A 22,810-nucleotide genomic window follows, 5' to 3' on the forward strand; every position below is an offset into this window, starting at 1 on the left:
CTCCTCCGCTCATTCTCCCGCGACCGGCGGATGCGCGCCTTCATATTTAGATAGGAACGGAAAGCCGTACCGGGGCAAAATAATCCCGGCATGGCGGCTCTAGCGTCGGATCAGGATATAATTGATCGTCAGGTCGATATCGAAGTGATCGCCCTTCATGTCCGGCGGCACCGGCGGCAGCTTGGCGCTCTGGAACATGCCCGTGGTGGCGGCGTCGAGCGCATATGAACCGGACTGCCCGGTCAGACGCACCGATTTCACGCGACCGTTGCGATCCAGAACCACATGCACGGATGACGGCCCTTCGTCACCGTTCCTGATCGCGTCTTCCGGATAGTACATGTGCGAACGGATCCAGCGATCGATCTCATTGCCGTAATCCTCGCTGACGCCGCGCACGCTGTTCCGCGTCATGTAAGGCGCGTTGATCTGACCGTTGGTTACCAGCGGTCCCATCGACATGTCGATCGGCCCACCCGAGCCGCCTCGGCGACCACGGTGATTCCGGACAGGCGCCGGTGACTGCCCAAAGGACAGATCCATCGGATTGGCGAAAGGATTGTTGCTGCTCGCCTGACTGTGACGGGAGGCGGAATGACGGGCGTGGCTGTGCGCAACCGTACTATGACCGGGCGGCGCGGTCGCAGGCGTAGGCGGTGACTGCACCGTATTGGGCTGCGGAAGCTCCGATGAAGTCGCTTCGGGAACCGGCGGGGCGCTCGGCGCTTCCGGCGTCGGCACGGCGGGTGTCGGCCGCGAATCCTCCTCGTTCTGCTCCTGCTTGTCTTCGCTCTCGCTGCTCTGCTTCTGCGCAGACGATGGCGCGGTGGTTTTGACCGGGTTCGACTGGCCGCCCGGATTATCAACCTTGGGGCCTTCCATGCCGCTGCGCGCGGGCGGCGCATCGAACACCATCTCGACCGGCTGATCCTGTCCCGAAGGCGAACCATGCGCGCGATGCGAAGCCGTCGCCAGCAGCATGGCGATCAGGGCGACATGGGCGGCCGACGAGACGGCCAATACCGTCGCAACCCCCTGATCTTCCATGATCTGCGGCTTCATGAGCCGCGCCGTGCTGGACTTCAGGTTATGATAGCCGAGAAAACGCGGGACGAATCCCGTCGCAAGACGCTCACGCCCCTCCGGCCCGCTCGGCTGCGCGACTTCGGGCACGGCGCGCGGCCCGAACAGCCGCGGCTCACGCCGTGCGCCGTTTCGGGCCTTCACGTCGTCCCCGGTGGCTTCGTCCAGAGGGGGGGCGGCCGTGTTGGTGGCCTGGGCGCGTTTCAGAATGGCACCTGCGCGTTCACTATCCAGGCCTTCTCACGGCAGGTCCGAGCCCCGGTGGCGCGGGCGTACCCATCCACAGATTCCGCTCCGGAGTATGCCGCGTCATGATTTGTCACTCGTGCTATCATGGCATTGAACCAACCCTCTTGCCAAGCAAGTGCGGCGCAACACGATGTTTCCGAAAGCTGCCGGATTGTCACACACACGGCCTTCTCCGTTTCCAGAGATCCATAACGTCTCCGACACCCTGGGCATCGATCCAGATATCGCCGACGTCATCAAGCGCATCGGGCCATGTCGGCTGCGCGGCCAGGATGGCGCGACGCCTTATCAGGCACTGCTGCGCGCCATCACGGGCCAGCAGCTTCACGGAAGGGCGGCAGAAGCCATTCTCGGGCGCTTCAAGGCCCTTTCAGACGGGGACTTCCCGCCCCCTGAAGTCCTGCTCTCCTATCCGGACCCGACACTGCGCGCCTGCGGCCTCTCGGCGGCCAAGATTCTGGCCATGCGCGGTGTCGCACAGGCGCGGCTTGACGGGATCGTGCCGGGCCGCGAAGAAGCCGCGCGCCTCACCGATGAAGAGCTGATCGCGCGCCTCATCACCCTGCGCGGGGTCGGACGCTGGACCGTTCAGATGATTCTGATGTTCACTCTCGGGCGGCCCGACGTCATGCCTATAGACGATTTCGGCGTGCGGGCCGGCTGGAAGACAGTCAAAAAACTCCATGTGCCGCCGACGCCAAAGACATTGGCCGCGGCCACGGAACGATTCGCTCCCCATCGCTCGGCTCTGGCATGGTATCTGTGGCGCGTGGCCGGGGAGGGCAGGAACTGGACCAATCCCCTGACGGGCGACGTCTCTGCGTCACCGCCAACCTCGCCTTGACGCAGGTCATGGCGAGACATGTCCGGTCCGCGCCAGAATGCGCGATCCAGAAGCAAGGAGACCGCCCCGATGTTTGCGATGCGCCTGAGCACCCCCCATACGCCGCTCGAACCGGTCACACTGCCGGACCCTGAGCCCGGCCCCGGCGAGATCCGCGTCCGGATCGGCGCCTGCGGGGTATGCCGGACCGACCTGCACGTGGTGGACGGCGATCTCACCCACCCGGCACTGCCCATCATCCCGGGCCATGAGATCGTGGGCCGGATCGACCGGATCGGGTCCGGCGTGACCGGCCTTTCCATGGGGCAACGCGTCGGGATCCCCTGGCTGGGCCATACATGCGGCCATTGCTGGTTCTGCGAGCACGAAGCCGAGAACCTCTGCGACCATCCGATCTTCACCGGCTATACGCGCAACGGCGGCTACGCGACGATGACCGTCGCCGACGCACGTTACGCCTTCCCGCTGGGGGACGAGGGCGATGATGTCTCCCTCGCGCCCCTACTCTGCGCGGGCCTCATCGGCTGGCGCTCTCTCGTCAAGGCGGGCGACGCGCAGAAAGTCGGACTCTACGGGTTCGGGGCGGCCGCCCATATCATCGCGCAGGTGCTGCGTTACCAGAAGCGTGAGGTCTACGCCTTCACCCGCGATGGCGACACCCGCACCCAGGACTTCGCCCGCTCGCTCGGCGCGCGATGGGCGGGCGGCTCGGGAGAAGTGCCGCCGGAGCCGCTTGACGCCGCCATTATTTTCGCGCCCGCCGGACCGCTCGTTCCGGCAGCGCTGAAAGCCGTTCGCAAAGGGGGGCGTGTAGTCTGCGCGGGCATTCACATGAGCGAAATCCCGGCCTTCTCCTACGACAGCCTGTGGGAGGAGCGGGAAATCGTGTCCGTGGCCAATCTCACCCGGCAGGATGGCCTCGATTTCCTGGCCCTCGCGCCGAAGATCGGCATCCAGGTCAAAACGACGACCTATGCGCTGAAAGACGCCAATCAGGCGCTCGATGATTTACGCCACGGCCGTTTCGAGGGTGCCGCCGTTCTGGTTCCCTGAAAAGTCCTGGTTCCCTGAAAAAACGGCCAATTCATCCGCAAGCGCCGCGACGCGCGCGACAGGCAGATCGGCAAGGTTCTCTTCGGCAAGCACCCTGACCGCCCCCGCGACACGTCCGACGGGCGCGGTCAGGCGGGGGTCGCTGTCGCCCGAAAACAGGACGAGCGCGCGGCACCCCATCGCCGCGGCCAGATGCATCGGGCCTGTATCATTGCCGCAGGCCAGCGTCGCGCGGGACAGCAGGCCCGCCAGTTCAGGCAGACTGGTTTGCCCCGTCAGGTCCAGGGTTTCCGGGCACTCCCGCATGATCTCGCGGGCGAGATGTCGGTCAGCCTGCGCGCCGACGACGACCGTTCGCAGGCCGGTCTCGCGCAGATGAGACGCCAGCCGTCCGAAATGCGTCGTCGACCAGCGCTTCGTGGGTCGATGCGGAGAAGCGCCCGGCACCAGGACGGCATAACCTTCATGCAGGACTGGCCCCTGTGCTGCGAGCCACGACAGGTCGGGCGCGATCGACGCCACGCGCGCCCGACGTAACTGATCCCTCTGACGCACGATCGTATGCATGTGGTTGCGCCATGGGTTGTCATGCGGATGGGCGCATCCGGGCGCTGCGCCGGACCAGCACGGACGTCCTGCCAGCGCGAAGTAACGCGCGGAACGCCGGGATGTCTGAAGGTCGAAAACGAGATCGTAACTCTTCAGGCCGTTCAGCAGCCGCCACAGGGCGACGGGCTGGCTCATGCGCGGCCGTTCGTCGCACAGAACACGATCGAACCAGGGCGCGGCCTCGGCCAGCGCGCGAAAGGGCTCCGTCGTCAGGAGCGTGATTTCCGCGCCCGGATACGCCGCGCGGATCGACGCGAACGGCCCGAAGGACAGAACAAAATCGCCGAGCGCGCCAAGCCTGATCACGAGAATGCGAAACATGGTGTCTTTCTAGCGTGAGCGGCGTCCTGATGATACGCCTGCGCGTTTGATCGATATCCTATCTGGTCACGGAAAGCGGCACCATGTCAGCATCGCCCCTCATTCTTTCGTTCGGCAGCGTCAATATCGACGTCACAGCCCGTCCCCATCGCCTGCCCCGGCCCGGCGAAACCGTTCATGCCGATGGCTACACGATCGGGCTAGGCGGCAAGGGCAGCAATCAGGCCGCCGCATGCGCGCGCCTTGCCCAAGATCTTGGTCTGCGCGCAGCACTCGTCGGGCGCATCGGCAACGATGCCTTCGGCACGCTCGCCCGGGAAAAGCTCGAAACATTCGGCGTTCTGCTCGATGCGCTCCATCAGGACCCTGAAAACCCGACGGGGCTGGCGCTGATCGGCGTCGATGACAGTGGCGAGAACTGCATCACGGTGGCGGGCGGCGCGAACATGGCCGTCGGAGACGCGGATATCGAGCGCGCCGCCTCCCTGTTCCGCGCCGCGCGGGTCCTGATGCTCCAGCTCGAAATTCCGATGGATTCGGTCATCGCCGCCGCCGCGAAAGCCAGGGCCAGCGGCGGTCTCGTCCTCATGGACCCGGCCCCCGCGCCGAGCGAAGGACTCCCCGCCGCCCTTTGGGAGCTTGTTGACGTCATCACGCCCAATGAAAGCGAGACCTGCGCCCTGACGGGGATCAATCCGCGGGACAAGGCCGAGGCCGCACAGGCGGCGGAACACCTCGTCGAACGCGGCGCACGCATGGCCGTCGTAAAGATGGGAGGTCGCGGCGTGTGGTGGCAGGACGGCGCTGATGGCGGCTTCATCGCCCCCTTCGCGGTCAACGCCATAGACACGGTCGCGGCGGGAGACTGCTTCAACGCGGGGCTGGCCACGGCTCTGGCGCGCGGGGAAACGCTCGAACAATCCGCCCGTATCGCGGCCGCCTGCGGGGCGCTCGCCGTCACGAAGCGCGGCGCGGCGGACGCGGCCCCGTTCTGGACCGAGGTCGCGGCCCTGCTGGGCTGAACCGAGACGCGGATCAGCCTTTGGCGTGCCGGGCCTGCGCCACGTAACCTTGCAGGTCTTCGTAGCTCACAGCGCCCGGCACGACGGACGCGGTGCCGAAAATGAAGGTCGGCGTCCCGTCGAGACCGATTTCGCGGGCTTCCGCCAGATTGGCGTTGATCAGCTTGCTGACGGACGGGTCGTGCATGTCGCTCACCAGCTTCGCGGCATCGAGCTGGTTGGCGGTCGCCAGAGCGCGTACCCGATCCAGGCTGGGCGCCGCCGTATCCTGCATCAGCGCGCGCTTCATTTTTTCATAGCCGCCCTGAAGAGCGGCCGCATAAATCGCCTGCGCGTCGAGAACGCTCTTTTCGCTCAGGACGGGAATCACTTTTTCCACGAGGCGGATCTTGCTGTCGGATGCAAGAAGTTTGTCCATGAGCGGCACGACGCTCTTGCAATAGCCGCAGCGGGGATCGAAAAACTCCACCACGGTGATATCACCGTTGATATTGCCGCGAACCGCATAATCCGGAGCACTCTGCAGCGCCTTGCGATCGTCTCTCACGGATTTGAGGGCGTCATCCTGCGCCTGCTGCTGGGCACCCTTGCGTAACGCCACCAGTGCGTCGCTGAGGATCGTCGGGTCGGTCTTCAGGGCATCACGGACGATATCGACGATCTGCCTGCGCTGATCGGGCGTGAACCCATTGGCGTCGGCGGGCGCCGAATGGGCCTGCATGGGCATCACGGCGGCGCCCGAGATCACGCCGCAGCAAAGAGCCGCCATCAGACGGGCATGGAAAGAACGGAACATGGGACGCGTCTCCGGCATCAGTCACTGGCTCCGGCACCCTTAGGCGATCACGGCCGCTCACGCAAAACCTGCAAATTCCGCAAACTCATATGCCGGGGATCAGCATGAGGGTCTGTTGCCGCGCGGCTGGATCATGGTTAGATGCAACGAGCAGGCGCTTTTTCAAGCGGGCGCCGCTCGATAAACACGTCAACGGACCGCCGCTCATGGGCGGGCCATGGAGAGACCGCACGTGGTGCAACGCCGAACGGATGCCATCAAACGTCCCCGCCGCCCTGTATCCACCAGGAAGCAGGCGACCCGGATCTGCGCTGGCGTGCTGGCGGCTTCCCTGACCGGATGCAGCACCGTCAGCACGGGCCTCTCCACGCTGGGTTCGGATCTTTTTGGCCGGACCTCCCATCTCGTCGAAGGGTATGTCGGCACGGTTGTTGCTGATGAGCCGCAGGCCGCTCTGGTCGGTCAGGACGTTCTGGCCCATGGCGGCAACGCCGCAGACGCCGCCGCCGCCACGGCGATGGCCCTGGCCGTGACATTGCCGTCGCGCGCCTCGCTGGGAGGCGGAGGCGCCTGCATCGCCTCCCGCACCGGTGAAGCGCCTCGGAGCTTCGTCTTCCTTCCCACCGCAGGTTCCGCAACCGCCACACGAGCCCCGGACGCTCGCCCGGCCTCCGTCCCCATGACGCCGCGTGGCATCTACATGATGCAGCTTCGCTATGGCAGCGTGGAGTTTTCGGACGTTCTGCGGCCCGCCATCGATCTGGCGCGCCGAGGCATGACGGTCAGCCGAGCCTTCGAACGTGACCTGGTACCGGTTCACGGCGCGCTTTTCGCGGATGAAGAAACGCGAGAGATTTTCTCGCGCGGGGACGGCAACCCGCTTCAAAACGGCGATTCCCTGACGCAGCCCCAGCTTGCGGCCATTCTCGAACGTCTCGGGCATATTGGCGTGGGCGATCTTTATAACGGCGCTCTGGCGCAGCTTTACGCCAATGCAGCCACGGCAAGCGGCGGCGCATTGGGACCGGCCGATCTCCGGGCGGCGCTCCCCCTCGAATCCGAAGCTCTGCGTGTTTCTCGTGGAGCGGACGACCTGTATTTCGTGGCCCCTCCGGCCGATGGCGGATTCGCCGCCGCAGCCATGATCCGGAATGGCGGCTCGGCTCAGGGAGCTGCCGCGGCCTGGCGTTCGGCACATGCGGGCACGAGCCCCGAAGACGCTCTGGTAAGTGCCGCGCAGGCGGCGCTCGATTCGGGTTCGCGAGGCGCGGGCACGCTTCCCTCCCTTCCGGCCTCGACGTCCTTCGTCGCCGTGGATCGCATGGGCAACGCAGTGGCCTGTGCGCTGACTGATGGTAATCTTTTCGGTACGGGCCGCATCGCCAAAGGAACTGGCATCATTCTCGGAGCCTCGGCCGCGGCCACGCCGCAGCCACTCCTGGGCGCAGCCATCGTGCAGTCCGGCAAACGGCTTGTGGGAGCCCTGGCCAGTTCGGGGCAAAATGACGCCGCCGATGCTCTGGGCGCCGCGGCCGACGCTCTGGTGACAGGCACATCCATCCCCCACACCGGGCAGGGTCGTGTCAATGCCGCCATCTGTTCCGGTCGCAACGCCAATGAATGTGTCGGCGAAGTTGACGAGCGCGGTGCCGGTCTGGCGACGGGTCGCGGCACCCGCTGATCCCATAAATTTCGACGCCGTGCGGCTTCGTCCCGAAGGCTCGCGCGGCCACGTGGAAAGACGTCGCCCGATGAGAGGAAAACCGGCGATCGGATAGTGAAGAGCGCCGGAACGAAGGTGCCTTCCATCGGGCGAGAGGCGCGGTATCGGAGATCGAGCGCGCTCAACCCATGCCGAAACTGCGCACGAGACTTCCCGAAACCAGTTGCCATCCGTCGACCATGACGAAGAAAATCAATTTGAACGGCAGGGAAACCGTACTGGGCGGAAGCATCATCATGCCCAGGCTCATCAATACGCTTGATACGACCAGATCGATGATCAGAAACGGCAGATAGAGAAGAAAACCCATCTCGAAACCACGCCGCAACTCTCCGATCATGAAAGCGGGCATAAGCGCGCGCCAGGGCGTCTCCGACGGATGAAGGGGATGCGGCAGATGCGCGAGATCCAGAAATGTGGACAGATCTGCGGTTCGAACGTGAGCCAGCATAAAGGCGCGGAAGGGCTCGGCAGCGGCCTGTAGTCCATCCAGTTCCCCGATCTTTCCCGCCATCATCGGCGCAAGTCCCTCGGTCCATGATCGGTCGAAGACCGGCTGCATGACAAAGAGGGTCAGAAACAGCGCCAGACCGATCAGAACTGTATTCGGCGGCGTCCCCTGTGCACCCAGCGCGCTTCGCACCAGTGACAGCACGATAATGATCCGCGTGAAGGCGGTGACCATCACAAGGAGGCTGGGCGCGAGCGACAGCATCGTCACGAGCGCGGTCAGTTGCACGAGATGACTCGTCGTGCCCGACCCGCCCTGCCCGAAATCCACGTTCAGCGACTGGGCCAAAGCGTCCTGCGGAGAGCAGAGAGCCAGTCCGAAAGCAAGGACGGTCAGTAAACGCGCCGAAAAACGAATCATGACGAGGCGCCTTTTTCCGGCCACGGCATGATGACGTCGTTATGGCCGCCGACCACAAGCAGCACCGACTGCCCTTCGCAATCGATCAACATCAGGCGACGCGCTCGATCGAGTTGCAGGTTTCCGCGTATCCTGAACGGACTCGCGCTCGCCCCCGTCCGCATGTTTCCCCATCGGAGGATGAGCGGACGCGCAGCGACGATCGCCCCTAAAACCACCATAAGCACGACCAGCGACTGTGCCAGCTGGAAAGATGTCATCATTATTAGCCTGCGGAGTCGAATTCGCGGGCAAGGTAATGAGATTTTAGAAAACAACCGGTTAACAACCACATCTTCGCCGACAGGAAAAATTTTCTATCCACCCGGCCGAAGCAACGAAACATTAACCTCCAGCGGCCATCCTCCTGTTTCGTTGACCACGGTATGACACCGTTGTCGCGGCAGGCTCACTCCAGGTCAGGCAAGCTCGATCATGCTGAATGCGGACACCACTCTGCCCTTGAGAACAACGGGTTCCAGCGCGCCAGTCAACGGGACCGATCTTCTTTCTCTCGGAGACAGACGGCTTTCGTGGCTTGAAAAACGCCAGCAGGTTCTCGCCGGAAACCTGGCCAATGCGGACACGCCGGACTATGCCCCGCACGATATTTCTCCCTTCCAAAGTGCTCTGGCTGCTCAGGAGATCACGCCGGTCCGCACGGATCCTGCTCATTTCGGCGTCGGTGATGACGATATCGAAACCAATACACGCGCCACGTCAGAACACTCCATCAACGGAAACAGCGTGTCGATCGAGCACGAAATGGAAGAAGTGGCCAACGTGAATGACCAGCAGCATTTCGCCGTGAATGTTTATGCACGTTACACGAGCATGTTCCAGACCGCGCTGGGCAAGTAACGCCCGAGAAAGCATTGCAGGGAAACGACCATGGATTTCACGAGCACCCTCGGCATCTCGGCCAGTGGCATGGACGCCCAGGGACAGCGTCTGCGGATCATCGCGGAAAATCTGGCCAACCAGGACACGACGGGCTCGACCGCCGGAGCGGATCCCTATCGTCGCAAGACCATCAGCTTTCAGGAAGCCGTCGATGCCGAGGCGGATGACGACGAAAACGCCGCGAACGGAGTCTCTGTCAAGGAAATCGGGCGCGATGAGAGCGACTTTCAGACACGTTACGACCCGTCTCACCCCGCTGCCGATGCCAAAGGTTATGTCAAGGTTTCGAACGTCAACACCATGGTTGAAGTGATGGACATGCGCGAAGCGGAACGGTCCTACGAAGCCAACCTCAACACCATGCAGATCACACGATCCATGCTCACCCGAACTCTGGACCTTCTGAAATGATCAATGCGGTTTCCCAGGCCAGCAACGCGTACGCCCGCACGGTCAACGCGCTTGATACGACAACCGACGAACTCGATTCCGCCACCGGCGTGTCGGCTTCCGGCGGTGATTTCGCGGCCATGATGAAAAATATGGTCGGAAACGCGATCCAGAACGGTCACGATGCGGAAAACATGACGGCGGAAGGCCTCAACGGCTCCGGTGACATGACGAAAATCGTAACGGCCGTTTCCAACGCACAGCTGGCTCTTCAGACGACGACAGCCCTGCGTGACCGCTTCGTTCAGGCTTATCAAGACGTCATGCGCATGTCGATCTGACGGGATATGCAGCATCTCGACATCGCCCATGTGCTTCTCCAGACGTTCATCGTCACGCTGAAGCTGAGTGCTCCAGCCCTAGGGGCCGCGCTGGTGGTGGGTCTGATCATTTCTCTTATTCAGGCGGTCACGCAAATCAACGAGGCCACTCTGGCTTTCGTGCCCAAGCTGATCGCAATCGGTCTCGCGCTCCTGTTTACCGGCTCTTTCATGGGGCGCACTCTCATGATCTTCGCACGCGGTCTGTTCGATCAGGTGATCCTGATCGGAGGAACATGAGCCCCGCGCACCCCGATGCCCTGCTCGCGGCGCTGCCCATGCTGGCTCTGTGCTTCGCCCTGATTCTGTGTCGTGTCGGCGCGGTCGTGATGCTGATGCCGGGCCCCGGAGAGTCCGAAATCCCCACGACTGTGCGGGCTGGTATCGCGGTCGGACTGACCTTCATGGTCATGCCGGTCGCACAGGCCTCATTCGAAAAAGCCCTTCTTACGGATGCTGGCCCGATACGGGTACTCGCCCTCGCGGCGATAGAACTGCTGGCAGGTGGCCTGCTGGGATGGATCGCGCGTCTCGCCGCCATGATCCTGCCGGTTGCCGGACAGGTCGTGTCTCTCCTGACAGGTCTGTCCAGCGTTTTGCAACCAGACGCAACTCTGGGCGCTGAAGCCGCCATTTTCGGACGCGCATTTTCTCTGCTCGCTCCGGTCATTCTTCTGACGTCGGGAAGCTACATATACCCCATCCAGGCCCTCGTCGGGAGCTATACTCTTTTCCCACCAGGCGCTGTTCTGATGGGACACGGGCATGTCCCGATGATCGCGGATTCGAGCCACAGCATCGTCATGCTCACACAACGCATATTTACACTGGCTCTCCAGCTGGTCGCACCATTCCTGCTTCTCTCACTGTTCTGGCAGGTCGCGCTCGGCATCATGAGCCGCGTCATTCCGAATTTGCAGGTTTATAATCTGGCGATGCCGCTGCAAATTTTCGGCGGTATCGCACTGGCCGCCATTCTTATCCATCGTATGCTGACCGTATGGCTACATCAGGCCACAGACATCCTTCAGAGCATGCCAAGCCTCTAGGATGGCCGACGCGGAAGACCAGACAGAAGCCCCGTCCGCCCGCCGTCTCGAAAAAGCGCGGGAGGAAGGGAATGTCGCCTTATCACGCGATGTCTTGACCGCGGTCGGACTGATCAGCGGTCTGGCCGCCCTGGCAGTCACTCTACCGACGTCGCTCAGTGCGGCCTTGCCAGGCATGCGCGCCATTATGTTTCATGCGGGGGACACGGCGGTCGCCCCGCATGAGATCGCCGGGATGGCGCTTCGTATCTTCATAACGCTGGCCGCGCCGCTATGCGGCATGGTGGCGTTCGCGATCTTCGCAGCGGGTCTTCTTCAAACGACCTTTCTGCTACGACCGGCAGGATTGATGCCTGATCTGTCACGACTGTCACCGCTCAAGGGGATCAAGCGCGTCATCGGCCCGGATTCGTTGTTCGAGGGCGTAAAAGCGGTTCTCAAATGCTCTGTCTTCGCTCTCGCGCTTTACTATGAAGGCCAGAGGGTCCTGCTGACAGGGCACGGCATGGTCGGTCTCGGCATGTATCAGACGCTGACTCTCATTATGGGTGCTCTGATACGGTTGACGGGTGTGTTCATCGGCGTGCAGATCGTCATCGCGGGACTGGATTATTTCTGGACCCACCGCCGCCGGATGTCGAAACTGCGCATGAGCAAGCAGGAACTTCGCGACGAATACAAGGAGATGGAGGGCGACCCTCACATCAAGGGTAAAATCCGTCAGATACGCGCAAGACGCGCGCGCCAGAGGATGATGGAAGCCGTAAAGACGGCTACAGTCGTCGTCACAAATCCGACCCATTACGCCGTGGCGCTATTCTATGAGCGCGATGGCGGGGGAGCACCGAAAATCGTCGCGAAAGGTGCTGACGAACTGGCGGCCCGGATCCGGGAAGTCGCGCGGCACCATCAAATTCCCGTTCTCTCCAATCCTCCCCTCGCGCGTGCGCTTTTCGTCCTTCCTCTTGAAACGGAAGTGCCCGTCGAACATTTCAAGGTCGTCGCCTCGATTATCGCGTATGTATGGCGCCTGAAACGCGAGCAGGAAGCACGCAGGATCGGTTGAAAAACATTCACGAATCTCTTGGCATCCTCCACCATGATCATGATATGTTCTCAAAAGAACAAATGCGAACGAATGGTTAACGGCGATATCGCGCATTGAAAACCGCCATTGCTGCCAGCCCCGGCATCGACCAGAGTGGAAAAGGTAGAAACAAGGAATGACCATGGACAAGACGAAGGCCCTGGAAGGCGCGCTCTCGCAGATCGAACGAGCGTTCGGCAAGGGTTCGATCATGCGGATGGGGCAACGTACCAAGGAACAGGTCGCCGTCATTTCCACAGGTTCTCTGGGACTGGATATCGCTCTCGGTATCGGCGGTCTGCCTCGCGGTCGCATCGTGGAAGTCTACGGGCCTGAGAGTTCGGGTAAAACGACACTCGCTCTGCATGTCATTGCCGAAGCCCAGAAAAAGGGCGGGACATGCGCGTTCATCGACGCCGAACATGCACTGGACCCGATTTATGCGCGCAAACTCGGCGTCGACGTCGACAACCTGCTGCTCAGCCAGCCCGACGCCGGCGAGCAGGGCCTTGAAATCGCCGACACGCTCGTCCGCTCCGGTGCCGTTGACGTTCTCGTGGTGGATAGCGTCGCGGCTCTTGTTCCCAGGGCGGAACTTGAAGGCGACATGGGCGACAGCCATGTCGGATTGCACGCCCGTCTGATGAGTCAGGCGCTGCGCAAGCTGACCGGCACGGTGTCCCGTTCGAACACGCTGGTGATCTTCCTGAACCAGATCCGCATGAAAATCGGCGTGATGTTCGGCAGTCCGGAGACGACCACCGGGGGCAATGCCCTGAAATTCTACGCGTCCGTCCGGCTGGATATCCGCCGTATCGGTGCCATCAAGGACCGCGACGAGGTGGTCGGCAACCAGACGCGCGTTAAAGTGGTCAAAAACAAGATGGCCCCCCCGTTCCGTCAGGTCGAATTCGACATCATCTATGGCGAGGGCATCAGCAAGGTCGGCGAACTGATTGATCTTGGCGTCAAAGCCAACATCGTCGACAAATCGGGAGCCTGGTTTTCCTACGACAGCCAGCGCATCGGACAGGGACGTGAAAACGCCAAGCAGTTTCTGCGTGATCATGTCGAGATGGCAGCGGATATCGAACGTCGCATTCGTGACCAGTCCGGCGTTGTCGCCGATGCACTGATGACGGAGCCCACGGCGACCGAAGCTGACGAAGCCGCGCTCGACGGCGAATAAACGACTTAGATCGGAGATCGGGTTGTCTTGTTTCGCGACCCGATCTCCGCCGTAGTCACCGTATCGCGGAGATCTGGATCGTCCTGTTTCGGGCTTTCCAGAACCGCGCTGAGCAAAACAATCAGACCGGGCATAGACGCGGCCGTTCACAATTGTGCCTGAAGGTCCCGCGACGCGTCAGATAACCTGTCGGAGAGAGATGCTCCACAATTGCGCGGGCAGGAAATTCGCGCTGATGAAGATCGGAAGGGTCGAAAACCTTATATATATCAATGCGCTATCGAATCGATACGGCTCTCCGACTCCATACCCGGTTTTCAGGCGTTCATCAGGCGGACTTCCTCAGCTTCCTGACGCCCCCCGCCACACAGCCCCAGATTTTCGAGCCTGCAATGACCGCTTTCGCCATGTTGGGAGCCAGTCTGGGACGCAGCAGCCGATGATCGTATCCCGAAAAACGACGCTCATTCTCGGTCAGGCAAACCTGCATGAATTCCGGCAGGGACAGATCGATGTCCGCCACGTCTTTCGTGCCGCTGACCGTGAAGTTGTTGTCCTGCGTGTGCTCGTTGCCATCCGCGTCCATCGTGCGCACGAGGCCGACGCGCTCGTAGGCCAGGAATACCCACACGGCGAGAACCCGCAGTTCGAACCACGGGCGCTGCCACCACGGCATTGTCGCGCGATGCCAGGCGAGCCAGTTGGCGAACAGGAGAATATGGCGACATTCCTCCTGCATGACCGGCTCGAAGGTCTCGATCAATTCCGGCGGGAAAAGCCCCGTGCGCTCGGTCAGGGCGAACAGGCCGAACGCAAAAAAGCTGTCGACGCACTCCGAAAAACCCGTGACGAGATAGGCCCACTCGGTATCTTTCGGCTCGATATAGGGCGGCTCCGGCGCCATCTTGATGCCGTACGCTTCAACAAGCTTGGACAGAACCTCCTTGTGCCGGTTTTCCTCCCACGCATTGCGCGATAGCGCGTCCTTGATATCCGGGTCGCCCACCATCGAAGCATAGGCCGCCATGCGCAGGCGCGCCTTGCCTTCGGTCTGGACAGCGATGTCCCAGATCGGCAGGGAGGTGATCCGATGAAGCGTCTGAGGATCAAGTTCCGGCCAGGCAATCACCGAAGGCTTGTACGGATTGAACGTCTCCCTGAACATCGCGGCCATGGCACGCTTGTGTTCGTCGCTGCCGGGCTTCAGCGGACCGGGAACCGGGCTGCTCCAGTGACGCGCCTCGTAATCGGCGCGGGCCAACGTCTTCTCTGACGGCTGGTCCGGAAGCTGGCTATAGATGTCGGAAAGTTTGCTCATGATCGTTGCGCCCTGCAAAGCTTAGCGCGTCGTTACGGTCCACAGGGCCTGAGCGCGCTGTTGGAGGTCGAGGTCGCCTTCCCATCGGGAAAGACCGGCCTGCCCCGCCGCAAAGCGAAGCAGGCGACCTGGACCCAGGACTTCCCAGAAGGGAAAGTCAGGTAATGTCGGTCATCGCGTGAATGACGCGCTTGACGAGACCATACTCGATCGCCTCATCCGCAGACATCCAGTAGTTGCGGTCGGTGTCTTTGGCGATCTTTTCGTACGTCTGTCCGGTTTCGCGGGCGAACAGACGGTTCAGGCGCTCGCGCATCTTGATGATTTCGCGCGCCTCGATGTCGATGTCCGTCGCCGGACCGCGCACTCCGCCCATCGGCTGATGCAGAAGGAAGCGGGTGTTCGGCAGACAGTAACGACGTTCGGGACGGCCCGCGGCGAAGATCAGCGCACCCGCCGAAGCGACCCAGCCCGTGCCGATCATGTTCACGGGTGCCACCGAATCGACGAAGCGAATCATGTCATGGATCGTGTCGCCGCTCTCGACGTGACCGCCGGGAGAATTGACATAGATATCAATCGGCTTGTCCGACGCTCCGGCCAGCGCGAGAAGGCGCCCCGTCACGTCGCGCGCGATCTTGTCGTTGATGCCGCCGAAGATCAGAACCTTGCGCTGCTTGAAAAGCTTGCCTTCAAGTTCCTCTACCGGTGCATTCAGTGTCTTGTTGTCACCGGGCTCCGACGGTTCCGGGCCTTCCGGCTCGGGCACATCGGGATCACGGGGATCGGGTTCGTCATCTTCAAGGCGGATCGCACGTCCGGAGATGCCGTTGGGCGTCGTGCCGCGCATGGGCGTATTCCTATGTCGGGACAGCATGGTCATGGTGTTATCCTGCGCCGGACGCGCGCCGCTCACAAGAGCCAACCGCGTTTTTCACATGCGGAGACCGTCGGTTGCCCGGCTCCCCTCGCCATCGGAGCGTGCAGGAGCTAGGTTGCCCCCTTGGATCACCGCAGCAGGGATAGACCGGATTTGCGCGCGCACGGGCCAGACCATCGAGGCCACAAGGCCATTCTCGCCGCCGTGCTATGCGGCCTGACGGGCTGCGCCCACAAGGACGCCGTCGATACGACGGTGGACTGGTGGCATGGTTTTGAAGGCGGCGTGATCGCCAGGGAACGGCCACCACCGCCCGGCGCGCACGCGCCTTATCCTCATGTTGGCCTGACGCCCACGACGAATCCCGAAATGCCCAGCCCGGCCGCGCGGACCGCTCTGACCGAACGGCTTCAGGCCCAGCGTAATTATGGGCAGCTCATGGCCGCGCAGGACGGCGTTCTGCCCGGCGGGGCGTCGGCGAAATCCGCTCCGGCGACGAAAAGCGCCAACCCATCCGCGCCATCCGCCGCAGCATCGCACGACACCACGCCGACCGCATCTCCGAAGCAGCCGCCAGACCACGACGCATCCGGGAATGGGTCGTCGATGAATGTCTCGGCCCCGAGCACCCAGCCCTCGACACGTGAAATCGGCATGCCGGCCGTGACGGAGTTCGCGCCGCCACCGATTCGCCCTGGTGAGCTACCGCAGATCGGCACGCGCCCTCCTCCGGCTCCCCGCTTCCCGGGTTTCGATATTCCGGAGGACGCGCTCCTGCCTGACAGGCCAGGGCCTGCCTTCGACCTGTCCGAGCCGCACGGCACGCTGATCCGCTTTGCGCAGTCATCCGATCAGTTGATGCCGGGTCAGGACGGCACCATCTCGGACGCCCTGAAAAATCGTACCAGGCACGGCGCCGTTTACGTTACGGGTTTCGGCGATGCCGCATCCCTGACGCCGGACGATCAGGCCGCCAGCCTGCGTCTCGCCCTGCTGCGGGCACGGGTTCTCGCCCAGACCATCATACTGCGTGGCGTTCCCGCCGACAGCATTCATATCGCCGCCCGTGCCTACGGCCACGGGGCGAGGCTCTCGCTCACGCCTTGATCGCCCTCATAAGCGCCCTCACAAGCGCCCTTGCAGGCTCGCGCTTTTAGAGTGTTTCCCACTCGACGGAACGCCGCTAACGTATCCGCGGCGTTCCTGGCTCGCCAGAGCCGGAGCGTCCTGTCCTTCCCACAACGAGCTTCGATACCATCATGACCGAAGAGTTCCACCGCATCCGCCGCCTGCCGCCTTACGTCTTCGCCGAGGTCAACAAGGCCAAGGCCGCGGCCCGGGCTCACGGTGAGGACATCATCGATCTGGGCATGGGCAATCCGGACAGCGCGACGCCCCCACATATCGTCAAAAAGCTGGTCGAGACGGTCGCCGACCCGCGCTCGCATCGCTATTCGGTCAGCCGTGGCATCCCCGGCCTGAGGAAAGCGCTCGCCGGTTATTATGAGCGGCGCTTCGGCGTTCATCTGGACCCCGAGACCGAAGTGATCGCAACGCTCGGCTCCAAGGAGGGTCTGGCCAATCTCGCTTCGGCCATCACCAGCCCCGGCGACACCATCCTCGTCCCGAATCCGTCCTATCCCATCCATCAGTTTGGCTTCATCATCGCGGGTGCATCGGTACGCTCCATCCCGGCGACACCGGACGAGGACATGCTGCGCGCACTGGAGCGCGCGGTTCGCCATTCCGTCCCGAAGCCGACCGCTCTGATCGTCAACTTTCCGTCCAATCCGACAGCGTTCACGGCGTCTCTCGATTTTTACAAGGAACTCGTGGCCTTCGCCCGGCGGGAAGATATCTGGATCATGTCCGATCTCGCCTATTGCGAGATCTATTTCGGCGACGTGCCGCCGCCCTCCATTCTCGAAGTTCCCGGCGCGAAAGATATCGCCGTCGAATTTACATCCCTGTCCAAGACCTACTCCATGGCCGGCTGGCGCATGGGTTTCGCCGCGGGCAATCCCCGGCTGATCCAGGCGCTGACACGCATCAAGTCCTATCTCGATTACGGCGCCTTCACGCCCATTCAGGTCGCAGCCGTCGCAGCGCTCAGCGGCCCGCAGGACTGCGTCGCGGAAGTGCGCCAGCTTTACAAGGACCGACGCGACGTCCTGATCAAGGGTCTGCACGCCGCCGGTTGGGACGTGCCATCGCCGCAGGGTTCGATGTTCGCATGGGCTCCGATCCCGGCCCCCTTCGCGGACATGGGCAGTGTCGCGTTCAGCAAGCTGCTGCTGCGTGAAGCGGGCGTCGCCGTGGCGCCCGGGCTGGGCTTCGGCGAATATGGCGAAGGTTTCGTGCGGATCGGACTGGTCGAGAACACGCAGCGTCTGCGTCAGGCGACGCGGGCCATCAAATCGTTTTTCCAGCGTCAGGGCGTGGCGGGTTCGGGTCACGAGGCCAGCGCCGCCTCGCAACCGGCCAGCGAGATCGTATCGTAAGGTTAGGCACATTGAGCGAGAACAGCGAAAAACGCGTGCTGCGTCTGGGCATTGCGGGACTGGGAACCGTTGGCGTCGGCGTCGTGCAACAACTGCATGAAAACCGTGACGCCATATACGCCCGCGCCGGTTGCGCGATCGAAGTCGCCGCGGTCTCGGCGCGCGATCCCGGCCGGAATCGCGGCGTCGATCTTTCCGGTATCCGCTGGTTTGCGGATGCGCGCTCTCTGGCTACGGCTTCCGGCATCGACATTGTCGTCGAGTTGATTGGAGGCGCGGAAGGCGTCGCGCGGGAACTCGTCGAAGCGGCATTGTCGCACGGTCGCGATGTCATCACGGCCAACAAGGCGCTTCTGGCCACGCACGGCGCGCGTCTCGCCCGATGCGCCCATGACAACGGCGCGGCCCTGCTGTTTGAGGCGTCGGTCGCGGGCGGCATCCCCGCCATCAAGTTCGTGCGGGAGGGACTGGCGGCGGATCGCCTGCTCCGCGTCGGCGGCATCCTCAACGGCACATGCAATTATATCCTGACGACGATGCGTGACACGGGACGCGACTTCGCGGACGTTCTTGCGGAAGCTCAGGCCCTGGGTTACGCGGAGGCCGATCCGACGACAGACGTGGATGGCTGGGACGCGGCCCACAAGCTCGCCATTCTCGCCGCGCTCGCTTTCGGCAGACCGGTGGCGTTCGATGAAATGCATGTCGAAGGCATTCGCGGCGTACAAGCCTGCGACCAGCACTTCGCCCGCGAAATGGGTTACCGGATCAAACTTCTGGGAATGGCCCGACAGCTCGAAGATGGACGCATCGAGGCCTTCATGCGACCGTGTCTCATCGCCCAGCAGACCGCGCTGGCGCATGTCGAGGGTGTTTTCAACGCCGTCGTGACCGAAGGGACTTTCAGTGGCCCGATGATGATCGAAGGCCGAGGCGCGGGTGCCGGGCCGACCGCCAGCGCGGTCATCGCCGACGTGATCGATCTCGCACGTGGCAAAGCGCTCCCTGTCTGGGGGGTCAGCCCGCAGTCTCCCGCAACCTGCGCACCGCGCGCCCTGTTGAGCGGCGCGTATTATCTGCGCGTCAACGTACATGACCGGCCCGGTGTGGTGGCCGAAATCGCCGCCGCCCTTCGCGATGCCGGCGTGTCGATGCGGGGGCTGTCGCAACATGACGCCGGTCGCGCAACCGACTCGACGGTGCCCCTCGCCCTGGTGACCCATGAGACGACCGAAGCCTCGATGATGCAGGTCATGACCGCCATCAACGGTCTCGCATCTGTTATCGGCACGCCGCTCCTGCTCAAGATCGAGACGGTGTGATCACATTTTCCGTGCACTGATAGCGCGGTTCCGCGTTCTGTCCTCTGATTTCATCCCCTATCTCGGGGTGGACACACGCCCTTCAGGAGATTTGTAAGACATGCCGAATTCAAAAACGCCCAATTATCGCGTCACGGACCGCAACCTGGCGCTCGAGCTTGTGCGCGTCACGGAAGCGGCGGCCGTCGCTTGCTCATCCTGGACGGGACGGGGCAAGAAGAACGAGGCGGACAATGCCGCTGTCGAGGCGATGCGTCTGGCTTTCGACACCGTCGCCATCGACGGGACCGTCGTTATCGGCGAAGGCGAGATGGACGAAGCGCCCATGCTGTATATCGGCGAGAAAGTCGGCGCCGGTGGCCCGGCCATGGATATCGCCGTCGACCCGCTCGAAGGGACCAATCTCTGCGCCAAGGACATGCCCAATGCGATGACGATGGTCGCGCTGGCGGAGAAGGGTCATTTTCTGCATGCCCCCGACGTTTATATGGAAAAACTGGTCGTCGGTCCGAACCTTCCCGCCGACCTGATCGATCTCGACGCTCCGATCGAGAAAACGATTCGCGACATCGCGGCGGCCAAGGGCAAATCGGTCAACGAGGTTGTCGTGTGCGCACTTGATCGTGAGCGTCACGAGGAACTGATCGCCCGTGCCCGCGAGGCTGGCGCCCGTGTCTCCCTGCTCAGCGACGGAGACGTGGCGGCTGCGATCGCCGCCTGTCTCGACGAGAGCCACGTCGATCTTTACGCGGGTTCGGGAGGCGCTCCGGAGGGTGTTCTGGCTGCGGCGGCCGTGCGCTCCATGGGTGGCCAGATGCAGGGCCGCCTGATGTTCGAAAATGAAGAACAGGTCGCACGCGCCCAGAAGATGGATCCCGGCAAGGATCCGACACGCAAGCTGGGTCTCCATGATATGGCGCGGGGCGACGTCCTGTTTTCCGCGACGGGTGTGACCAGTGGCGCGCTTCTGCGCGGTGTGACGCGGCTGGGCCCGACGAGCGTGAGAACCCACTCCATCGTGATGCGTTCCAAATCAGCGACGATCCGGTTTATCGAAGGTCGTCACGATTTCTCCATGAAAACCTGGACGGCGGTCTGATCATCAGGCGCCTCGTTTTCTGGACCTGACCATCGTGGGATCGGGGCCTATAGTAACGTCATGTCCGATGACGCTTCCTGCCCTGATCCCCTGTCCAGTCCCGTCCTGAATGTCCGCCAGAGCGCCAGCGGTCGCCGCTGGGTCTGGCGCGCGGCATCTCTTGCCGATCTCGAGTTGCGCCAGGGTCTGGCCATAGCCCAGCGCGCCGGAGTGCCCGAACTTCTGGGGCGCATCCTCGTGTCTCGAGACGTCTCCTCAGAGAAAGCACTGGCCTTTCTGGACCCACGCCTGCGGGACTGGATGCCCGATCCGGCGTGCCTGCGCGACATGGACCGCGCCGCCGCGCGGCTCGCCCAAGCCATTCGGGAACAGGCCTGTGTCGGGCTGTTCGGTGACTATGACGTTGACGGCGCCTGCGGCACGGCCCTTGTCGCCAGCGTGCTCAAGGAACTGGGCTGCACCGTCGAAATCCACATTCCCGACCGCCAGAAAGAGGGTTACGGACCCAACGCCGCGGCTCTGGACGCGATGCTGGACAAGGGCTCCACTCTCCTTGTCTGCATCGATTGCGGCACGGCGGCGGTCGATGTGTTGAACCCGTTCGCGACACGGACGGACCTCATCGTGCTCGATCACCACAAGCCGGATGGCGGCATCCTGCCCGATGCCATCGTGGTCAATCCCAATCGCGTGGACTGTACGTCGCAACTGGGCACGCTCTGCGCCACCGGCGTGGCGTTCCTGACGCTCGTCGCCGTCCTGCGCGAATTGCGACTGTCCGGCTGGTTCAACGACCGTCCGGCTCCGGACCTGATGCGCCATCTCGATCTCGTGGCTCTGGCGACGATCTGCGATGTCATGCCTCTTCAGGGCCTGAACCGCGCCCTGGTCGCGCAGGGATTGCGCGTGCTCGGGCGCGGCGAGCGGCTTGGCCTTGCCACGCTGGCGTCGGTTGCAATGGTGCGCGACACGGCCAGCCCGACCGCGTGCGGCTTTGCGTTCGGCCCACGGATCAACGCGGGAGGACGCATCGCGCAATCAGGGCTGGGGTTGCGTCTGCTGCTGGCCGAGGACGCGTTCGAGGCCCGTCAGCTTTCCGAAAAGCTGGATGAGGTGAACCGGCAGCGCCAGACCGTCGAGGCCGACATCCTTTCCGCGGCCATGGCGGAAGCCGAGATCCAGGCGGATGCCGGTCACGCGGTTCTTTTCCTGCATGGTGAAGCCTGGCATCCGGGTGTTGTCGGGATTGTTGCCGGCCGCATCCGTGAGCGTTTCAACCGTCCGACGCTCGTCGGGGCGGAAGCTGACGGGATCATCAAAGGCTCGGCTCGATCCGTGCCGGGAATTGATCTCGGCGCAGCCATCATCGCGGCGAGACAGGCGGGCCTTCTCCAGACGGGAGGCGGTCACGCCATGGCGGCCGGATTTTCGCTGCCTGTGGAAGCCGCCCAAAGTTTCCATATTTTCCTTGATGAGAGACTGGATGCCGCCCGAGCCCTGCCAAAGCACGAGGATCTCCTGCTGGACGGCGTATTGACGATTCGAGGCGCGAATCACGACGTTGTGGAGCAGATCGCCAGACTGGCCCCCTTCGGCGCAGGAAATCCTGAACCGGTTTTAGTCGTCACGCGCGTCCGCTGCGTCAAGAGCGAACGAATCGGACGCGATGGCAATACACTTCGGGTCATCCTGCAGGGAGAGGACGGAGGACGCCTGAAAGGACTGGTTTTCAGGGCCGATGACAAAGCATTCACTCCGGTTCTTGAGGATTTGGACGCCCCCCTTCTGCATGTCGCCGGAAACCTTCGAAGCGAGACGTGGCAGGACCGTCACTCACTGACACTCTTCGTCTGCGATATTGCGACACTTTAGCCCTTGACCCGTACGGGGCAGCGGGATATCCAGCGCTCACGCCTCCAGTCCCGTTCGTCTAGAGGCCTAGGACACCGCCCTTTCACGGCGGCAACACGGGTTCGAATCCCGTACGGGACGCCAAATTTATTTGGCAATGTTATCAGCGGTTTACGGGTAAATCGCCCTATCCCATCCAAAAATTAAGTAGCGATTTTGGACCAATTCTGG

The 22,810-nt window shown here is 62.8% G+C and carries 23 protein-coding genes and 1 tRNA gene; 17 read left to right on the plus strand and 7 right to left on the minus strand.

Features of this window, described 5'->3' with window-relative positions:
• Positions 1 to 99: 99 nt before the first annotated feature.
• Positions 100 to 1,227: an energy transducer TonB gene (locus tag PWM43_RS08165; RefSeq protein WP_289841998.1), complete on the minus strand. Its 1,128-nt coding sequence runs from the start codon at positions 1,225 to 1,227 to the stop codon at positions 100 to 102.
• A gap of 235 nt (positions 1,228 to 1,462) precedes the next feature.
• Here PWM43_RS08165 and PWM43_RS08170 point away from each other — a divergent pair, with 235 nt between their 5' ends.
• Entirely contained in the window at positions 1,463 to 2,176 is a 714-nt protein-coding gene (locus tag PWM43_RS08170) for a DNA-3-methyladenine glycosylase family protein (protein ID WP_289841999.1), read from the plus strand.
• Between the two features lie 69 nt (positions 2,177 to 2,245).
• Positions 2,246 to 3,229 carry a zinc-dependent alcohol dehydrogenase family protein gene (locus tag PWM43_RS08175; protein ID WP_289842000.1) on the plus strand — a complete coding sequence of 328 codons (984 nt, stop codon included), beginning with the start codon at positions 2,246 to 2,248 and terminating at the stop codon, positions 3,227 to 3,229.
• Here PWM43_RS08175 and PWM43_RS08180 read toward each other — a convergent pair.
• Entirely contained in the window at positions 3,185 to 4,159 is a 975-nt protein-coding gene (locus PWM43_RS08180; RefSeq protein WP_289842001.1) for a glycosyltransferase family 9 protein, read from the minus strand. The two genes, PWM43_RS08175 and PWM43_RS08180, sit on opposite strands and share 45 nt — an antisense overlap.
• Before the next feature lie 83 nt (positions 4,160 to 4,242).
• Between PWM43_RS08180 and PWM43_RS08185 the strand changes: the two genes are divergently transcribed.
• Entirely contained in the window at positions 4,243 to 5,181 is a 939-nt protein-coding gene (locus PWM43_RS08185) for a ribokinase (protein WP_289842002.1), read from the plus strand.
• Between the two features lie 13 nt (positions 5,182 to 5,194).
• On the opposite strand, the gene PWM43_RS08190 is transcribed toward PWM43_RS08185, so the two are convergent.
• Positions 5,195 to 5,977, minus strand: a complete 783-nt coding sequence (locus PWM43_RS08190; RefSeq protein ID WP_289842003.1) for a DsbA family protein — start codon at positions 5,975 to 5,977, stop codon at positions 5,195 to 5,197.
• 232 nt (positions 5,978 to 6,209) lie between these two features.
• Between PWM43_RS08190 and PWM43_RS08195 the strand changes: the two genes are divergently transcribed.
• The gene (locus tag PWM43_RS08195; protein ID WP_289842004.1) at positions 6,210 to 7,658 is read left to right on the plus strand and encodes a gamma-glutamyltransferase; all 1,449 of its coding nucleotides are present in this window, start codon (positions 6,210 to 6,212) and stop codon (positions 7,656 to 7,658) included.
• A 163-nt stretch (positions 7,659 to 7,821) separates the two neighbouring features.
• Here PWM43_RS08195 and fliP read toward each other — a convergent pair whose 3' ends face one another.
• A complete protein-coding gene (fliP, locus tag PWM43_RS08200) occupies positions 7,822 to 8,571 on the minus strand; it encodes a flagellar type III secretion system pore protein FliP (protein ID WP_289842005.1) in 750 nt (249 codons plus the stop codon).
• A complete protein-coding gene (locus tag PWM43_RS08205; protein WP_289842006.1) occupies positions 8,568 to 8,834 on the minus strand; it encodes a hypothetical protein in 267 nt (88 codons plus the stop codon). The genes fliP and PWM43_RS08205 overlap by 4 nt, the downstream gene beginning before the upstream one ends.
• A 211-nt stretch (positions 8,835 to 9,045) precedes the next feature.
• Between PWM43_RS08205 and PWM43_RS08210 the strand changes: the two genes are divergently transcribed.
• From PWM43_RS08210 to recA, 7 genes are all read left to right on the plus strand, one after another.
• Positions 9,046 to 9,471, plus strand: coding sequence for a flagellar basal body rod protein FlgB (locus PWM43_RS08210; RefSeq protein ID WP_289842007.1), 426 nt, complete (start codon positions 9,046 to 9,048; stop codon positions 9,469 to 9,471).
• Between the two features lie 30 nt (positions 9,472 to 9,501).
• Positions 9,502 to 9,924: a flagellar basal body rod protein FlgC gene (flgC, locus tag PWM43_RS08215; protein ID WP_289842008.1), complete on the plus strand. Its 423-nt coding sequence runs from the start codon at positions 9,502 to 9,504 to the stop codon at positions 9,922 to 9,924.
• Positions 9,921 to 10,244, plus strand: coding sequence for a flagellar hook-basal body complex protein FliE (locus PWM43_RS08220; protein WP_289842009.1), 324 nt, complete (start codon positions 9,921 to 9,923; stop codon positions 10,242 to 10,244). The genes flgC and PWM43_RS08220 overlap by 4 nt, the downstream gene beginning before the upstream one ends.
• Before the next feature lie 6 nt (positions 10,245 to 10,250).
• Positions 10,251 to 10,523 carry a flagellar biosynthetic protein FliQ gene (locus tag PWM43_RS08225; RefSeq protein WP_289842010.1) on the plus strand — a complete coding sequence of 91 codons (273 nt, stop codon included), beginning with the start codon at positions 10,251 to 10,253 and terminating at the stop codon, positions 10,521 to 10,523.
• Complete coding sequence (locus PWM43_RS08230; protein ID WP_289842011.1) at positions 10,520 to 11,332, plus strand: flagellar biosynthetic protein FliR; 813 nt, start codon at positions 10,520 to 10,522, stop codon at positions 11,330 to 11,332. Before PWM43_RS08225 ends, PWM43_RS08230 begins: the two co-directional genes overlap by 4 nt.
• A gap of 1 nt (position 11,333) precedes the next feature.
• A complete protein-coding gene (locus PWM43_RS08235) occupies positions 11,334 to 12,398 on the plus strand; it encodes an EscU/YscU/HrcU family type III secretion system export apparatus switch protein (protein ID WP_289842012.1) in 1,065 nt (354 codons plus the stop codon).
• 163 nt (positions 12,399 to 12,561) lie between these two features.
• Positions 12,562 to 13,608, plus strand: coding sequence for a recombinase RecA (recA, locus tag PWM43_RS08240; RefSeq protein ID WP_289842013.1), 1,047 nt, complete (start codon positions 12,562 to 12,564; stop codon positions 13,606 to 13,608).
• Positions 13,609 to 13,936: 328 nt separating this feature from the next.
• Here the strand turns inward: recA and PWM43_RS08245 are convergent, their stop codons facing one another.
• Both PWM43_RS08245 and PWM43_RS08250 read right to left on the minus strand, forming a co-directional pair.
• Positions 13,937 to 14,926, minus strand: coding sequence for a ferritin-like domain-containing protein (locus PWM43_RS08245; protein WP_289842014.1), 990 nt, complete (start codon positions 14,924 to 14,926; stop codon positions 13,937 to 13,939).
• A gap of 157 nt (positions 14,927 to 15,083) precedes the next feature.
• A complete protein-coding gene (locus tag PWM43_RS08250) occupies positions 15,084 to 15,776 on the minus strand; it encodes an ATP-dependent Clp protease proteolytic subunit (protein WP_289842042.1) in 693 nt (230 codons plus the stop codon).
• Positions 15,777 to 15,959: 183 nt separating this feature from the next.
• On the opposite strand from PWM43_RS08250, the gene PWM43_RS08255 reads away from it, so the two are divergent.
• From PWM43_RS08255 to PWM43_RS08280, 6 genes are all read left to right on the plus strand, one after another.
• Positions 15,960 to 16,913: an OmpA family protein gene (locus PWM43_RS08255; protein WP_289842015.1), complete on the plus strand. Its 954-nt coding sequence runs from the start codon at positions 15,960 to 15,962 to the stop codon at positions 16,911 to 16,913.
• A gap of 152 nt (positions 16,914 to 17,065) precedes the next feature.
• Positions 17,066 to 18,307: an LL-diaminopimelate aminotransferase gene (locus PWM43_RS08260; RefSeq protein ID WP_289842016.1), complete on the plus strand. Its 1,242-nt coding sequence runs from the start codon at positions 17,066 to 17,068 to the stop codon at positions 18,305 to 18,307.
• A gap of 11 nt (positions 18,308 to 18,318) precedes the next feature.
• Complete coding sequence (locus PWM43_RS08265; protein WP_289842017.1) at positions 18,319 to 19,629, plus strand: homoserine dehydrogenase; 1,311 nt, start codon at positions 18,319 to 18,321, stop codon at positions 19,627 to 19,629.
• 100 nt (positions 19,630 to 19,729) lie between these two features.
• Positions 19,730 to 20,728, plus strand: a complete 999-nt coding sequence (gene glpX / locus PWM43_RS08270; RefSeq protein WP_289842018.1) for a class II fructose-bisphosphatase — start codon at positions 19,730 to 19,732, stop codon at positions 20,726 to 20,728.
• Positions 20,729 to 20,788: 60 nt separating this feature from the next.
• The gene (gene recJ, locus PWM43_RS08275; protein WP_289842019.1) at positions 20,789 to 22,600 is read left to right on the plus strand and encodes a single-stranded-DNA-specific exonuclease RecJ; all 1,812 of its coding nucleotides are present in this window, start codon (positions 20,789 to 20,791) and stop codon (positions 22,598 to 22,600) included.
• A gap of 47 nt (positions 22,601 to 22,647) precedes the next feature.
• A tRNA-Glu gene (locus PWM43_RS08280) sits at positions 22,648 to 22,723 on the plus strand.
• Positions 22,724 to 22,810 lie beyond the last annotated feature (87 nt).

Source organism: Brytella acorum (genome assembly GCF_029309905.1).
Lineage (GTDB): Bacteria > Pseudomonadota > Alphaproteobacteria > Acetobacterales > Acetobacteraceae > Brytella > Brytella acorum.

Coding starts and splice junctions, on each gene's coding strand:
- glpX (WP_289842018.1), top strand. CDS start 19,730: ATGCCGAATTCAAAAACGCCCAATTATCGCGTCACGGACCGCAACCTG.
- PWM43_RS08180 (WP_289842001.1), bottom strand. CDS start 4,159: ATGTTTCGCATTCTCGTGATCAGGCTTGGCGCGCTCGGCGATTTTGTT.
- recA (WP_289842013.1), top strand. CDS start 12,562: ATGGACAAGACGAAGGCCCTGGAAGGCGCGCTCTCGCAGATCGAACGA.
- recJ (WP_289842019.1), top strand. CDS start 20,789: ATGTCCGATGACGCTTCCTGCCCTGATCCCCTGTCCAGTCCCGTCCTG.
- PWM43_RS08175 (WP_289842000.1), top strand. CDS start 2,246: ATGTTTGCGATGCGCCTGAGCACCCCCCATACGCCGCTCGAACCGGTC.
- flgC (WP_289842008.1), top strand. CDS start 9,502: ATGGATTTCACGAGCACCCTCGGCATCTCGGCCAGTGGCATGGACGCC.
- PWM43_RS08250 (WP_289842042.1), bottom strand. CDS start 15,776: ATGCGCGGCACGACGCCCAACGGCATCTCCGGACGTGCGATCCGCCTT.
- fliP (WP_289842005.1), bottom strand. CDS start 8,571: ATGATTCGTTTTTCGGCGCGTTTACTGACCGTCCTTGCTTTCGGACTG.
- PWM43_RS08260 (WP_289842016.1), top strand. CDS start 17,066: ATGACCGAAGAGTTCCACCGCATCCGCCGCCTGCCGCCTTACGTCTTC.
- PWM43_RS08235 (WP_289842012.1), top strand. CDS start 11,334: ATGGCCGACGCGGAAGACCAGACAGAAGCCCCGTCCGCCCGCCGTCTC.
- PWM43_RS08225 (WP_289842010.1), top strand. CDS start 10,251: ATGCAGCATCTCGACATCGCCCATGTGCTTCTCCAGACGTTCATCGTC.
- PWM43_RS08205 (WP_289842006.1), bottom strand. CDS start 8,834: ATGATGACATCTTTCCAGCTGGCACAGTCGCTGGTCGTGCTTATGGTG.
- PWM43_RS08220 (WP_289842009.1), top strand. CDS start 9,921: ATGATCAATGCGGTTTCCCAGGCCAGCAACGCGTACGCCCGCACGGTC.
- PWM43_RS08170 (WP_289841999.1), top strand. CDS start 1,463: ATGTTTCCGAAAGCTGCCGGATTGTCACACACACGGCCTTCTCCGTTT.
- PWM43_RS08185 (WP_289842002.1), top strand. CDS start 4,243: ATGTCAGCATCGCCCCTCATTCTTTCGTTCGGCAGCGTCAATATCGAC.
- PWM43_RS08190 (WP_289842003.1), bottom strand. CDS start 5,977: ATGTTCCGTTCTTTCCATGCCCGTCTGATGGCGGCTCTTTGCTGCGGC.
- PWM43_RS08210 (WP_289842007.1), top strand. CDS start 9,046: ATGCTGAATGCGGACACCACTCTGCCCTTGAGAACAACGGGTTCCAGC.
- PWM43_RS08245 (WP_289842014.1), bottom strand. CDS start 14,926: ATGAGCAAACTTTCCGACATCTATAGCCAGCTTCCGGACCAGCCGTCA.
- PWM43_RS08230 (WP_289842011.1), top strand. CDS start 10,520: ATGAGCCCCGCGCACCCCGATGCCCTGCTCGCGGCGCTGCCCATGCTG.